The sequence below is a fragment of the Roseovarius albus genome (genome assembly GCF_900172335.1).
GTDB lineage: Bacteria > Pseudomonadota > Alphaproteobacteria > Rhodobacterales > Rhodobacteraceae > Roseovarius > Roseovarius albus.
In genome coordinates this window covers 28,694-43,622 of the sequence record NZ_FWFX01000017.1, presented here as the reverse complement: position 1 = coordinate 43,622, position 14,929 = coordinate 28,694, and the positions used below count along the sequence as shown (strand labels likewise).

General features: G+C 54.9%; 8 protein-coding genes. All 8 read right to left on the bottom strand.

The annotated features are described in order from the left end of the window. Positions 1-371: 371 nt before the first annotated feature. The 8 genes from ROA7450_RS18925 to ROA7450_RS18895 all read right to left on the bottom strand — a co-directional run bounded on the left by ROA7450_RS18925 (position 372) and on the right by ROA7450_RS18895 (position 14,816). Positions 372-1,259 (bottom strand): HNH endonuclease, encoded by an 888-nt coding sequence (locus tag ROA7450_RS18925; protein ID WP_085807528.1) that lies wholly within the window; start codon positions 1,257-1,259, stop codon positions 372-374. Positions 1,260-1,288: 29 nt separating this feature from the next. Then, entirely contained in the window at positions 1,289-3,553 is a 2,265-nt protein-coding gene (locus ROA7450_RS18920) for an AAA family ATPase (protein ID WP_085807527.1), read from the bottom strand. Between the two features lie 9 nt (positions 3,554-3,562). Further along, positions 3,563-4,924 carry a hypothetical protein gene (locus ROA7450_RS18915; protein WP_234999599.1) on the bottom strand — a complete coding sequence of 454 codons (1,362 nt, stop codon included), beginning with the start codon at positions 4,922-4,924 and terminating at the stop codon, positions 3,563-3,565. Positions 4,925-5,439: 515 nt separating this feature from the next. Beyond that, positions 5,440-7,416 (bottom strand): pentapeptide repeat-containing protein, encoded by a 1,977-nt coding sequence (locus ROA7450_RS18910; RefSeq protein ID WP_085807525.1) that lies wholly within the window; start codon positions 7,414-7,416, stop codon positions 5,440-5,442. A gap of 606 nt (positions 7,417-8,022) precedes the next feature. Further along, the gene (locus ROA7450_RS18905) at positions 8,023-10,032 is read right to left on the bottom strand and encodes an N-acetylmuramoyl-L-alanine amidase (RefSeq protein ID WP_159454108.1); all 2,010 of its coding nucleotides are present in this window, start codon (positions 10,030-10,032) and stop codon (positions 8,023-8,025) included. Next, the gene (locus ROA7450_RS20840) at positions 10,032-12,062 is read right to left on the bottom strand and encodes a hypothetical protein (RefSeq protein ID WP_143534536.1); all 2,031 of its coding nucleotides are present in this window, start codon (positions 12,060-12,062) and stop codon (positions 10,032-10,034) included. The genes ROA7450_RS18905 and ROA7450_RS20840 overlap by 1 nt, the downstream gene beginning before the upstream one ends. A gap of 40 nt (positions 12,063-12,102) precedes the next feature. Beyond that, positions 12,103-12,909: a hypothetical protein gene (locus ROA7450_RS18900; RefSeq protein ID WP_085807523.1), complete on the bottom strand. Its 807-nt coding sequence runs from the start codon at positions 12,907-12,909 to the stop codon at positions 12,103-12,105. A gap of 11 nt (positions 12,910-12,920) precedes the next feature. Beyond that, on the bottom strand, positions 12,921-14,816 hold the full coding sequence (locus tag ROA7450_RS18895) for a hypothetical protein (protein ID WP_085807522.1): 1,896 nt from the start codon (positions 14,814-14,816) through the stop codon (positions 12,921-12,923). Positions 14,817-14,929 lie beyond the last annotated feature (113 nt).

The window sequence follows — 14,929 nt, the reverse complement described above, 5'->3', positions numbered from 1 at the left end:
GGGCTCAATGCGGACGGTTTCTGCGGTGCCACTCAATGTCCGGTATGGGCCGTCTTCGACCGAGTGGGCGAGACCAGAAAATCAAATGCTGCGCTGCCTCTGAGGTCCGGTTCGAGCCCAAACTATCGGATGCTGCAATTCGCATCAACGGCTGTTTGAGGGAGGGCTCTCATGCGACTGACATTCTGTGGCAGAGAACCGAGCTACATAAAAACTCGACGGGCGAAATTCTCTTCAGTGCTCTTTTGAAGTTCGCAAGCTAGAGAAGATAGCCGATTCTGATTGGACTATATAACAGAATCATTAGCCGTCGATGCACGGTCGAAGTCCGCCTGAACAAGTGGATCCCCAATATTCAGGAGACACTCACCTCAGCCATGCTGTGGACCTGTCATATCATCTACCTCTGCCTGTACTTGGGCCAGAAACGCTCGCGCCATGCCTGCAAACGGCTTATTCGCGTCAGTTTTCCGTACGAGAGTATCGATCGTTCGATTAGCCCAGCGCTCCCAACGTGTCCGGTCTGAAGGATTGTCGGCTTCCAGCCAATTGTTAATCGCTTCGATGATGTCGTTACGATCTTCGCGCATCTCAAGGAGGTGAATTCGGCGATCCTCTTCTAACCAGCGACGGTTCAATCCGAGAATTTGGCGCGTCGCTTCTCCTGCAGGGCTGTCATCTTTTGGACGCACAGTTGCAGCCCCCTTGAACAACACCCAGTCCAGATGCCTTTCCGGGTCTACATCAGCCGGATTCAGAATAAGCGGCCTTTCGTCACTTAGTTCTCCTTCAGCTGTCGTTATCCATAGATTTCCCTCGGTTGGGAATGCGTTTAACTTTCCCGCTCGACTCAGCGGTTGCCCCATCAGGAATGATGCAAGATCTTCCTCTGTCTCTATATCATCTGGAATAATCACCAAAGAAGATCGCGTCTGATTGCAGTGTTGGCAGGAAAGCACTAAATTTTCCCAAACCATCGCAAGCCACCAATATCCAGGATGGTCAATGCCGGCGGCGGCGGCCTCTGACACCCCTTTCTTGGGCCGGTAGTGTTCTACATCAGTGTCCTGAGAACCAGCGATTTTACTTTCACAATATGCGCATTTTCCATGGAACATTTCGCGTAGTGCCTCGCGGACCGCCCGGTTGCGATAGGCCTGAAAATCGTCACTGGCAAGCTTCTCGCCCCTCGCTAATTGGTCTCTCAGCTTGCGAAGTTCGCGGGGGCCTGCCTCATCTGGATAGGCCGGATCGAGCATTCGCGGACACTGGGTACGTTCTACTCTTATCATACTTTGCGCTCTCTTTCGAATAGCTTGGAAAACCGCTTTTTCAGCTCGGCCCTCTGAGGAGAAGACGCACGCGTCGGCGTCACGACGCGACCTTTTCTTCTCTCCTTCAGGGCTTCGGCATAAGCCTGCTCGCGCATGGTTGTGCCAATTACCATGTCGTCGTCCAATTGCTGTCTCAGGCGTTCCAATTTTTCGTGTTCATTTTCTGAAAGTTCCTCGATCCGGGTGGCCAAACGATTGTACTGAGCCAGCCGAGCATCGGTTTCTGGGTCCGTGGAACCGAGCCCAAAGAACTCTGATGTAAGGATCTGTTCTGCCCGCATTCCCTTAATAGAAGGCAGCTCGCTGACGCGCTCGACACGGCCGGTCTCTGGCGAACGTTGAAGTACAAATACCTCGCCGTCATGCATGCCACGCAGACACAACGGGTCGTGCGTAGTTACGATGAATTGGATTTTGGGAAACGCCCGACGCAACAGAGTCATGATCTGCATCTTCCAGCGAGGATGCAGGTGGGTTTCGATTTCGTCGATAAAGACCAGGGCGCTGGCGAATTCGAGATTGTCGAAATGATACAACATCTCACGAATGATATCGCAAACCATCGCGATCACCGATTTGAAACCAACTGATAAATCCTTCATGGCAACCCGCTGCCCGTTATGCATGACATAGATCTGACCGGGCTTTTCAGAGTCGAAATCGCGCTCGAAATCGTCATCTTCAGCAAGCATAAGGACTTCGCGCAATGCCCGAGCTGCCGCAAAGAATTGTGGGTCGTCCAATCCAACGAGCCAATGGATCGGGTTGGCAATCATATCCATCGGGTCAAAAAGGGAGCGCACCCGATGCGCTGGCGCACGCAAGCGCCGCGTTCTGCGAGAGGTGAAAAACCGGCGCGGTCCATAGCCCAGAACGACCTTGGTGCAACCATCAGAACTTGAGAATAAATCGTCTTTTGCTTTTGCGGACAGTACAACGGGTACGTCCGAATCAAGAAAATCTATCCTTACATGCATCTCATCTGCTGTTACCTCCCAATTATAGGGGTCAGGTCGGTGAATAAGTCCCATCGGTGAGACAAGCTCGTCCTTAACCTTCTTATCGAGCGCAGCAGTTTCCGCAGCACCGATCACTGCTAGGGCGATAGCCTCAAGAACCGAGGACTTACCCATCGCATTCTCGCCGAGCAGCAACATGCAGGGCGATTGGCCGGCGTTGGCCACATTTAAGGGTAGATCAAAGCTGATGTTGCGCAGCGCTTTGAAGTTGCCGATCTCCACGCGGGTGATCGGCTTCAAGGCTCTCGAAAGCATCCGGATATCAGGAATTCGGCTTGGTGTATTGTCTTTGAGGGGTAGTGGAGAAGTCTGGATGACCTTTTCTAGGTCAGCTTCATACTTAGCGCTACCTTGGCTTTGCATGTGCAAGTCGTTTATGAATGCATTTTGTTGATCTAAGTTCAACCCAGAGAGAGCGAGTAACAATCCACTCAACCCTTCGAACTGCAAGTCACGAGTTCGAGCATAAGCGAAAATGGCGGAGGTTGCAGCACCGATATGAGGAAGTTTGTAGAGTTTTTCGACATTGAACCATACATTATTGGATTCGACCCAAAGCTGGTCACGTAGTCTTTCCAAAAGGTTTAAAATAGCGGCTCGCCTGCTATCCACAAGACTGAGCCGTTGTAGGTCCAGCACGTTAGATGTCGCCTGACCAACTGGGCTTATCCAATTTACGGATCCGTCCAAATGAAAAGTCAGGTGCTCGCTAGGGTCGTGAAAGCAGGGGTCGAGCATCAGCTCCTGCTCAACTTCACGCAGCTCGTCGATCGGCATCGAAGGCTCGCCACGCCTGCCTTCTACAAAGAACAAATTTCCCTTTCGGCGTGCACAATCCGGACAGATCCAAAGCAGGTTTTCCCACTCGTACATAAGCCAAGCATAGGCGACCAAGTTGGTGTTGCCGTCTTCATCCTGCGCTAAGGCTTCGGGCCGGTGGCGACCGATCAACCCATCTCCACTTTGCGGGCTGAATGAAGTTATGCTCTCGCAGTAGGCACAATTGCCTTCGAAAAGCGCGGCCATTTGCTCTCGAAATAGCGGAGACTCGTCGAGCCAATCTGGACGCGGTGCACGACGTGTACCCCCCTTGAATTCGGTCAGGTTGATGAAATTCTGCACGTCAATGCGCGAAAGTTCCGCCTGCTTGTCGAATAGGATCTCCGGAGGATGAAGATTGCTTCGGTCGATAAAGCGCATTTGGCCTCCCTATTGTAGAATTCTTAAGGCTTTTCGCAGTTCAACAATATGATGCGGAACGTTCGGAATGACTGTTTCCGTCCCCTTGTCCAATGCCCAATAGTTGTTGTGTGAAAAAAAACTTCGCCGATGACCTTCAGCCACATGGCCCGTTTCATCCAACTTCGGCAACACGCCAATATCACGAATACCCTTGAGCACATTGCCAGTCGTTTCCAGTCCAAAAGCATCCCCAAGAGGGCCCGAAATCAGATCGCCGGTTAGGATCGCCTTATCGTCCGAATAAAGGTTCGTCCAACGTGTATAACCAAAAACCGCAGCGTGATGTGGTAGTCGCCGTTCCTCTGGTCGGCGATCTTTGTAAGCGGCATATGTGAAATGCGACAGCTTCGTTGTTCCATCATATTCTAGCACTGGCGGGCATGTTGGCAAGAGTCGGCTCTCCTGCCGGGCTCGGAGGTCCTCCTTGCTTTCTGCAATTAGGAATTCAGCATGCGTCAACGGCGCCCCGAGTGTCACGAAGTCGCTAACAATCCATCTTGCCCCTTGCTCCTTTGCCTCCGCAAATGCCTTGGATTGTTGATCCTGAAAGGTATCGATATCCAGTGGTTCCTGGCCTGCCATGGCCAAACGGACCATTTCTTCTAGTTGGTGACGTTCGGGCTGGAGCATTTCGCGCGGCTTTCCATCATCCAACAGTTTGTTGTACTTCGCGAAGAGCATAGTGATAATGTCATAGGCAATAATTGTACCAAGCGAATGGGCAACCACCACGATCCGATCATAATCACCTGACATAATAAGCTGGTCCAGCAAGTCGACACCGGTCTTTCGAATGACATGTCGCTTGGCAACATTTGGAGGCCACGCCTTTACATAGCGCGCGACATCTCCGAAACGCTTGATCAGCACCGCCGAAACGAACGCCGAAATCACAACCCCTAGCAACGCCGATACCCAAACGAACCAGGGCTTTGGCGCTTCTACTGTTGGCCAGAGTCCCCAAAGCATCATAGCGACAACCACCAGTGCTATGATCCAAAGCAAAACCCAGGCATGGAAAACACGGCGTGGTACTCGGGAGCGTGGATCGCGCAACAACAGGTCCTTGATCCAAGTCTGAATATGCTCCCAGGTGGTGCCCTGCATCAAATGCGCCCAATAATACTCGTAGAAATCCGTATAGTTTCCCGCGCTGTCTCGCTCAGTTGTGATACGACGTAGCTCGGAGGAACTGTTGCGTTCGTCAGGCTTCGCCCAGGATACATTTCCGGCCCGCGCACCACCTGTATTCGGGTCCGGTTTTTCCGGATCGATGAGGGTATCGTCTGCTGTCCAGACTGATTCAACGAAAGAATTAAGTGTTTGCATAGGGATTTGTTCCCCCATGCCATGCAAAATCAATATAGCTTGCTTCATGCTTGCCTCAGAAATTTAGAACATCAAATTAATGCCACGCTACCAAGCGTTCGAAACCATGCAAGTATTTAATAAATAGGCAATCGATGCAGTTCTTGTTCTCTTGCCATACCTTGGTGTAGTCGCGCTGCAGTCACGCTCACTCCAAGTTGGTTTGTCTACCACGTTTGCTTCGTGTTGCGCGGACAAGCCCTTTACGACGTCCTCTTGCCAAAATGATGCGAATGCGGCGACAAGATCTTGCTATTTTTGAGTACCTTTGCTCGGTAAGATGTTTTTCGGGCGATTTGGCCCAGTTAGGTCGACGTGAAGTAATCGGTATCGGAAATTCGATGGGCTTGTCCAAAGGGCAAGTTTGTCCCGCATGGCCGACGTTCATTTGGATCGAGCCCACTGATTTGCTACGAACGGCAGGATTGAGCCCATAGTCACGAATGCTGCGCGTTGAACGCAGGTCCGCTCTGGCTTTACGGTCCCATCAAAAGAGGCCAGGCATTCCACTTGCAACCCGCGGGTGGCAGTATTGCCACGACATTCTCGTAACCTTCTGGCGCATAAAATTCCCAAAGGGTGAGGGGAGCCAGATTTGATTCGACCCAACCTCGCCAGCGCGCCATGAAAGTGGCCTCATCCAGCACCTGTTCGGCCCATTGGCAGGGCCGGATGATGTCTGACGGGAGCGTAGCGGATCCGTCACCAAAGCTGTTGCGGAAATCCGTGCGTAGATCTGTGATCGCTTCCGAGAGGTCGGCAAACTGGATCGCGGTACCATGGATTGTAACGCCGCTGAGATTAGTGAGATATAACCCGATGTTCGTGACGCCCGCCTCGCCACCTAGAAGCGCGTAGCTGATGTCCGCCCCCTGCATCTGCGCCCCAATGAGTTCCGCGCCCTGCATCTGCGCCCCCTGCATCTGCGCCCGATAGAGGTACGCCTCCTGCATCTGCGCCCGACGGAGGTCCGCCCCCTCCATCTGCGCCCAACGGAGGTTCGCCCGCTGCATCTGCGCCCCAAAGAGGCCCGCCCCCTGCATCTGCGCCCAACGGAGGTCCACCCCCTGCATCTGTGCCCCAGAGAGGTTCGCTTCTTCCATCTGCGCCCAACGGAGGTTCGCTCCCTGCATCCGCGCCCCAGTGAGGTCCGCTCCCTCCATCTGCGCCCAACGGAGGTTCGCTCCCTGCATCTGCGCCCCAAAGAGGCCCGCCCCCTGCATCTGCGCCCAACGGAGGTCCGCCCCCTGCATCTGTACTCTATGGAGGTCCGCCCCCTGCATCTGCGCCCCGATCAGTTTTGCCTCTTCGAGATAGGCGTCATGCAAAAGAGCATCCTGCAGTCTGACGCCGGAGAGATTGACGCCGGTGAGGAACGCTTCGCGTAAATCCACACCGCGTAGGTTTGGCGCGCGTTCATCGTTGGCGAGTTTCAATGTTTTTGCCGCGATGTCCGCGGACCACTCATCGTAGTCAGTCACAGGTTCTGGCGGATCGGAGAGTTCAGCCTCGAACTGGGCGCTCGACAACGGCACAATGTCGGGTTTGGACAGGCCCGCAATGCGGTTCTGGCGTCGGCGCGTCCACTCCACTTCAAAGTCACCGGCCTGTTTCTCTGTTATCGGATCGCAATCAATTCTTTCTCGCTTGCACCAATGGGCCAGCAGCTCCTTGCGGGCGAAGGACCTGTCGAGCCAGTCATCGGGGCGCGCCACCAAGCGCGCGCCGACGAGGTTGACATTCGCCAACCACCCACTGCCGCCTTCCACCCGCAGATAGGTCAACGGGATCACCGCGACGAGCGCGATAAGTAAGCCAGCCATGAAGGGCACGGTGTTCCAGAGGCGGTAGTCGCCGTTGCTTTCTGGCCCCATGCGGCGGAGCATCATCGCGAAGCTCGCCGCCCCCGCCGCAAGCGTGACTAGCAGGCATAGCGCCACCATCGATGTGAGCCAGAGCGTGCGCCCAGGCATCGACATCCACCATGCAAAAGCCAACACTGCCCATCCAAAACCCCAAGCGAGCAAGATATTGAGCGCCATCGCTGGCAAGTCCATCTGTCGCGGTGTGACACAGCCATCGTTTCGGCGGCGCGCCCGAAGTTGCAGCGCCGCATCAGTGACAAGCCAGGGAGAAATCACATCACCCAACGGCTTGCCGCCCGGCTTTGGTTCTGCAACCCCGAGCACATCCCAAAGTCTGATCAAGTAAAGATGGAAATATCCGTACATCGCCGCTAAGAGCACCGGCGCGGCCACAAAGAAGAAACGCGTGGGCACCTCGATGCCGATCAACGGCAGTTCTGTTCCGCGACCAACGCCGTAGAAGTCGATGTGCTTTACACCCATGAGCGTAATCGAGATAAAGACCAGAACACCCAAGAGTGCCAGCCACGTGTTACGGGCATTTGTGGTTAGCGCGTTGATACGTTGGAGCTCGTCAGATTCGGGCACGGAAATTTCGTTTTAAGATAATATTTGATCAGGATACTCGTATGCCGGGCAAAAATCAAATTACGCGCCGCCGCATGGTACACGTGATGAAGCGCGCGACTGGCTGGCAGGATAGATCAAATACGAGAAGACGACCTATGCACATATCAATTTTAACAAGAGAGGTTAATTTCTGTCTTCTGATCGCGGGCATTGATCGGAGATGCGGTAACCGGCAGCTTTGTCCCGCAGACTGTGGGTTCGATCCCGTCTATATCTTGCGCTTGCAGCGAATGACCGCAAAGCGGGCTGCGACCGCAGCACATTGACCGACCGGCGAAAGGCAGCTCCGGGCCGTCACTGATATTGATTTACTTTTGTCCCCCGTCATGGATTTTGGGCCTTCGGGTAGCCTAATCTAAGAGAGGACCTGGCTCATCTGGTTGGTTTAATTGTGCGGCGGATTTGCGGTGAAGCAAGCGCCGTGTTTCGATGGTCTTTTGATTGATCCTTTCTCGTTGTTTCAGCAACAGGCACCGACACAGGCTCTCTCGTCAATCCAAATTCAAAGTCTGCAACAGAGCCTTCAGTCAAAACGCGTTAGTCTTGATGTGATCTGACGGACGCCTAAGCCGTGGCGATGATGTCGCGATATTGCCGGGCTTTCCGGGCAATTCCTTCACCCTTCTTCAGCCCTGAGTATCTTTTGTCTCCCCCGTGGTTCCTGTCACCATTAATCAGACCCCGCGCATTGAACCAATCAAAATCGCCATCTAGTCCCAAATCCGCAAGCAATCCGCGCCCTGTGAAACCAATTTCGCTCATCCCTCGGACAAGTATTTCCGCCGCGATCATAGGCGTCTCCACCATCTCGGGCTTGTTCACGAAGTCCCTTTTGAAGAGCTTTCCGTACTTAGTATAGTTGTGGCGGCCGGTGATTTGGACGAACCCTCGGCCGCGGTATCTGAACCCGTCGCCCTTCTGCGAATTGCCAAGGTCGCTGCGCCCTTCATAGCCGCGCTGCGCAGCGGTCGGGCCCCACAATTCTTCCATGAATTGACCGAGATTGGTTTCATGATACGCCGTCGCCAGAATATAGGCCTGATGCGAAAGGTCATTAACATTGTTTTTGACGCAGGCAGCCAAAATAGCGTCCACCGCGACACGACGCTTCTGCTGCATTGACGCGCCACCGCCTTCCAGCTTCGCTATCTTGTTGGCGATCTCGCCGATTTCCTTTTTGGACAACGGTGTTCCGGTGCTTTGGGGTTGTGTAGTGCCTCCTGCAGTCTCACTGTCGTCGGGCAACAACAGAACCTGTCCGACTCGCAGACGCCGGGCAACCTGCTCGTTCAAAAACTGACCATCTTTGGTCCGCAGTTCCTTCCATCTGCTGGCATCGCCAAGATGAATCCGGGCAATCTGTGTCGGGACCTGTCCACGCCTGACAATCACCGTTTTGGTGGCCTGCTCCTGCGCAACTGAATTCAGATGGATGCTGCCATCCGCAGCTTCGTGCATCGCCAACCCAAGACGTTCACTGACGTCAGCAGCTTCGACCCAAATCACTTCGGCACCACCTTCATCCGCCGTTCTCAGGACTTCGAACCGAAGTGATGGTTCGGTGATCGTCGCTATGTCTTCATCGAGATTAACGAAATAGTCCGGCCATTTCCGTTCGACGGCAAGGTCGGACAGTTTGATCCATGTCCGGCCGTCCATAGCAGCGCCTTCAAGCTCGGTTCCGTCTAACGTAATGACCTCAGTTGGTGGCTCTTCGACTTCGTTGGTATCATCGACGACGGGTTTGGGGGTTTTCAGGGCATCCAGATTATCCGCTACCATTTCGCGCATCTGATCGCCGATTTCAGAGTACGGCCGGTCAGGATCCCAGGGCAAGGCAAGAGGGTCCCACTTCCCTTTTTGTTTTATGTTCAGGTTTTTCTGCACCTCTCCATGTCCCAGCACGGTTTTGCGGCTGACCGGAATGTCATAGCGCAAGCACAACTCGGCAGCGACCTGCGCAAGTGTGGACCACTGCACACTTGTGATTGGGAAGGGGCCGGGACGAAACGGGCTTTCGCGAACATCTCCGCCCATCGCACACAAGGACACGCCGATCGAGTGGCTGTTACAATTCAAGGTGTGTGCGGCATAGGATTTGCTGCGCAGGGGCGGTACGTTTGCGCTGATCGCGTGGTTGCCGCGATGCAGCTCTCCGTCTCCGTCGATCAGAATGTGATAGTGCTTTTTGTCCAGGCTATTTGGCTCATGTGATCCGGCCGTCCAGTGCAATATGATCTTGTTCATCCTGGCTTTGGGCATCCAACTAGCAGGCACGGCACGATGCGCGGCGGTAGGCGTCGTGCTGCCAGTTTCCGCTCCCGGCTGTTGTGCAGGGGGGACGGAGGCTTCAAGCGCAGCGAAAGTGATTTTCCCCACGATACCATCCGGGTCCAAACCCCGCTGCCGTTGAAAATGTTTCACGACCCGTTCGGTTCCCGGACCGAACAACCCGTCAACGTCAGAAAGGTGCAGGATTCCCTTGCGCATTAACGCCGTCTGAATCGCGTGAACATCGATGCCCTGCATCATCGGCAAGATGTATTTCAGGTTCCGACTAAATTTCCCGTTCATCATACTACCCCCTGATGTAGGAAGTTCTCCGCCATGGTCAAAAGTCGGGCCAGCGCCGCCTTGGGATCTTCGCATTCGCTGGTTGCAGCGCCGAGAATTTCGAACATCTGAAGTCCACCACGGGCAGAGGAATCACCTGCCACCTTTTCAAGGGCGGACATAAGGGCCTGCGGGGACAGGCGCCCATCTCCGGGCCGCTCCAGAATCCCGGCAAGTTCTGATTGGAGCGCCTCACGGGCGGTAACGTCCAACCAACCGGCAATCAGTTGACCAAAATCGTCACGGCTGGTGAAAGACCCTGCGTGATCCGCAAAAAACGCTTCACCTTCACCGGCGCGCAATTGGCTCAGCAACTCGGCCAAATTGAGTTCGGCGCCTGACGTTGTTGAAAGCCCCGCTTCGATGTCTTCGGCATCAAGGTTTTCCAACAGGCTGATATCCGCACCCTTTGCGCCGTAGGCTACATAGCGCCAGCGTGCCATCTGCCCGGCATTTAAACTCGAGCTGACCGCCAATGCGGTTTTGGCGACTGTGCTCAAGTCGTCGCCGGCCAGAACGGTGCCAAGTGATTTTATGCCATCGGTTATCATCTTGGGTGCGATGTTCGCGGCAAGGGCCTTTGTCAGCGCGGTGTGTACCGATGCGCGGCTAGTGGGTGTATCCGCTTCCTCAAACGTTCGATGTGCGGCGTTCAAAAGGTCGCTGGCCTGCCTTGCCGCAGTGCCTGCTTTTTTAAACTCGCTGGGAAGGATTTCGGCAGCTTTCACGCTGATGTCCAGTAAGAGCGTCATATCCTTGATTTTTGTGGGTAGCTGCTCGGCGGTGCTCTTTGCATCCTTCGATGACGTCTTCGAGCCCGCGCCCGAAAGAACCTGCAGAACTGCAGACTGCATCTTGTTGGCCTTCGCCTCCGGGTTGGGCTCGTTTTGCGCTTCTTCAAACGCTTGGGCCAGATTGCCTTGTATTGCCGCTACTTCCTTCCTGCCCACGACACGCGCATTCACCTCGGCTTGCGCAAGGGCGGCCTGCATTTCCTTGCGCCGATCGGCCCTGAACATGTTACCCACGGAATCCACTAGCTTGGTGAGCAGATCATAGACAAGCTGGGCCGAGAAGCCGCCGAGGAATGCCAGTAAAATCGACGAGATCACACCTTGTTCCAGAAACGCGCTCAGAGGTTCGGCCAACAAAACTCCAGAAAAGCCACCAAGCAGGATGCGAACGAAATAGGTAGATGCCAGACGCATGTCATAGCGACCTTCGCGGACATATGTGAAGCTATCGTAGATTGATGAATACGCCGCCCCCAGCATTCCGAGCGCGCCAAAAAACAGGTATATACGCAACATCAGCGGCAAGCGTAAATCCTTGCATTCCGAGCGCATTTTGTGCAGCGTAGTATCGATTTTGACTTTGTCGTTCTCGTTGCTAAGATTTTGATCTGACGCTGTAAGCTGTTCGTCGCTGAACCGGCATCTGCCTTGCAGATATCTAATGACAGGCTGGAAATAGGGCACTGAGTCCGTGTCGGCGCCCGAAGCGTCAGCTTCTGATCCACCGAATTCCGAAACGTCGTCGTTCTGAATGGGATGCGCGTTCGGGGCAACGGTTGCACCGTCATTGTAAACCTTGTTGGCTGCCTGGATATAACTATCCGGCAGCGGACGGTAACTGTGCTGGGATAGTCCAAATCCGACCGCCAGCAGCAAGAACATCGTCAACCCTATCAGAATGGCGATTGACGGAAGCGGTGCCACACGTGTCAGAATCCAATACTTCTTGTTGTTCTTCCATTTCTCCATCTTCTGAATGGTTTCCGGCAGGGTCGGAGCCACCACCTCGGACAGGGCCTGATTCAGCCGCAAAATGTCGGCCAGCGGAATTTCTGCGCGGTCCTCTTCCGGCAAATCGAGCAGCGCCATCAAGCCTGGCTCGGGCAATTCACGTTCGATGCCGCGCTCGACGATGAATTCCACCATCGTCAGCGCTTGCTGGAACATCTGTTCTTTGAGCTCGGCTTGCGTGTGCATGGTGTGTCCTATCCTTTGTCCGGCTACCGCCGGTGTTCGCTCAGCACGGATCGGTCGGAGGCGGCAAAGCTGCGCCTCCGGCCCGTTGGCTCATATCCTGTTCAATCTTGCGGCGGGTTTGCGCGATCTGTGAGGCTTCGGCGGCATCGCCGGAAAACGCAGCCATCAAATCGCGGGCCTCGTTCAACTGTGGGCGCTGCCCGAGGAAACGGCCGCATGCCTCGGCATCGGTTATATCCGGCACACATGCGCGCGACATGGCATTGTCCGCTTCCAGCAGGCTGGTTGCCTGGTACGCTGCAACGAAAGCCGCGCCGTCGTCTGCCTCGCCGAGGCGACATAAATTTCGTGTAACCTTTGCAGTTCTGGCTTCGATATCTTTGACGATTGCAACGCGCTGCGTGTGCTGCTCGAGCGTGTTGCGGTCTAGACTGCGCAACGTATCAACATCAGCGCGCGTACCGACAAGATCCGCATAGTTTCTGGCCAGCACAACATTTCGTGAGGCGATGCCGTCGGTTGCGAGTTTGTTGGTAGACCCCGTGATCTCGGGTGCAACGGCCTGTGCCAGCCCCAGTTGACCGGTTTGAAGGAAAATCAGGCCCTCAATCAGCGTATAAAAGCTGTCGACCTGTTCGTTTTCGGCACCGTTCTGGATCAACTTTAGTGTCTTGGGGAAACTCCCGGGCTTGACATCGAGTTCCTGCGTGGAAACCGCGGTGCGGAATTCACTGTCATACGTTTCCTGCACCTGCGTAATGCGCGCGCGGTCCGCCTGATCCGGAACAGGACCGGGGCAGGCGGCCAGCACAACAACACCCAACAACATGATGATAGTCCGAAGCATCGTCTCCCTCCCTAACCAAGATCCCCCATGATTGCCTGTACTGCATCGGCAAGTTCCGCATCCGCCAGCGGTGCCGGAGTATCTCCGGCCAGTGAGCGTCCGAGCAGGCGATCGATGATGATGGGCATGTCGTTGCCGCCGGCGTTGCGGCCCAATTGTTCGAACGCCGACCGTACAGCCTGATTCAGCACCGAAGCGGTCAGGTCCCGCAAATGCTGTGCCGGATCGTCAGCCACGCCCGCGACCTCACCGAGGGTGATCCCATGAGACGAGAGCTTGCTCAGCATCACTTCGGCGATTTGCACCAGAATCGCGGTCGGAATGCGCGGCGGCACCACGTCGCTCGTCAAGACCACCCGAACAGTATCGATTAGCGTTTGCGCAAGCTCGGCATCTTGTAAGTCTTGCCAGACAGGCGCATCCGTTTCGAACCGGGCAAGAAGAACCGCGTAAATCGCTTCTATCGTCCCGGCATCCACGTGACCCCGGGTCGTGCTCAGACCCTCTATCAGGTCGGCCAGCGAGGGTAAAAGGTTGATGATCAGCGACCGGTCGGCTGTGTCCTCACGGGATACTTGCGCCATAGCACGACTGACAAGGCGCAGTACTTCGTCCTTGTCCAATCCGTGCGTCAGCAGGCCGGGGATTTCGTCAAACATGAGCTCCGCAATGTCGTGAAGACGCTCGATATCGCCGTCCGCGCCAATGTCCCCGCGTGCACGCGCAGCGGCAAAAACCTCTGCAATCAGCAAACGGGCGCCTTTCTCGCCGATCAGATTTTCGACCTGTGCAAGGGTTTGCTGCAGACCATCAGAGGTGATCCGTTCCGCAAAATCCTCGAGGATTTCTTCGGCACGGGACAGGGTCCGGTCCTGGCCCAGATTAGCCACCACATTGGACAGGTTATCCAACAGACCAAGGAATAGGGGCGCAATCAGATCGTTATTCTGAATTGCGCCCGTCCTTCCGATTGTGGAAATCACTGCCTCCAGCAGCGACCCCATGAACCGATCGCCGTCAAATTCCTGATGTAGCAGGGCGGTCGAGTTCCTGCTCAGCCCTGTCAGCGCCGCCGCGAATACGGCGCGGAACCTGTCTTCACGATCCAGCGGATCGCGAGAGCCGATATGGTCTCCGATCACGGTAACCGTATTTGTCAACGCGCCCAGAACCATCTGCAGATTTGCAGGAAGCGTCGTTGGGTCTGTCGGGTCGTAGGTTCCATCGTCGAGCCCGCGCAGATCGGCCACAAGATCGACCATCAAAGGGTCGGTGGCCAGATCGGCCAGCCAGTCCGAAACGACGGACGTAAATCCGGTATGCGTAATAATGCGGGCGACGAAGTCTTCACCATGACTGTCGCGAACACGTCCGAGCGAATTGAACAGAACCGTTGCCGCAGGGTGTTCAGATATCTCTTTGCCGTGATCAGCCGCAGCAACGGCAACAGTGCCCATAAGAGTTTTCAGCAAACGGACCGAACTGTCAGTTTCCAGGTTTGATCGAGCAGCAAACTCACGCAGAATTGTCGATATAACTAGTTTGTAGGACGAATTCGCAAGAAAAACACCGGCATTGTTACCGAGAAAATCAACCAGAGTTTCCGCGACTGCCCGCAGGATTTTGACTCCTTGCGGCTGGCCTGTTTCAACTGAGGACCGAACGAGGAAATAGTCTATTCCCGCCTCGTCGATTTCGATGTCAGAGCTCGACGATCGGTCAGCCAGCCCACCGATCTGATAGAATAGCGCCATGAACCGCCAAAACATGTCCTGGCTGCGCTCAAGCTCGAGTTCCTCTCCAGTGTTGGCATCTTTTTTTTGAAGAAATGCGTCGAACTGACTGGTCAACCCTCTAGCATCAAGTGCGGCTCGATAAACGGGGTCGACGGAAAAAGCGTCCTTCATTCTGATTGGGTCGTTCACCTCGTCAAAGAGAATTTGCTCTGACGGCGCAGGTAATAGAATCGGAAGGGGGTCATCGAGGTGCCGAAGATACCGAATCTCAACGACTCGGCGTC

Coding starts and splice junctions, on each gene's coding strand:
- ROA7450_RS18925 (WP_085807528.1), bottom strand. CDS start 1,259: ATGCTCGATCCGGCCTATCCAGATGAGGCAGGCCCCCGCGAACTTCGC.
- ROA7450_RS18920 (WP_085807527.1), bottom strand. CDS start 3,553: ATGCGCTTTATCGACCGAAGCAATCTTCATCCTCCGGAGATCCTATTC.
- ROA7450_RS18915 (WP_234999599.1), bottom strand. CDS start 4,924: ATGCAAACACTTAATTCTTTCGTTGAATCAGTCTGGACAGCAGACGAT.
- ROA7450_RS18905 (WP_159454108.1), bottom strand. CDS start 10,032: ATGAACGGGAAATTTAGTCGGAACCTGAAATACATCTTGCCGATGATG.
- ROA7450_RS20840 (WP_143534536.1), bottom strand. CDS start 12,062: ATGCACACGCAAGCCGAGCTCAAAGAACAGATGTTCCAGCAAGCGCTG.
- ROA7450_RS18900 (WP_085807523.1), bottom strand. CDS start 12,909: ATGCTTCGGACTATCATCATGTTGTTGGGTGTTGTTGTGCTGGCCGCC.
- ROA7450_RS18895 (WP_085807522.1), bottom strand. CDS start 14,816: ATGAAGGACGCTTTTTCCGTCGACCCCGTTTATCGAGCCGCACTTGAT.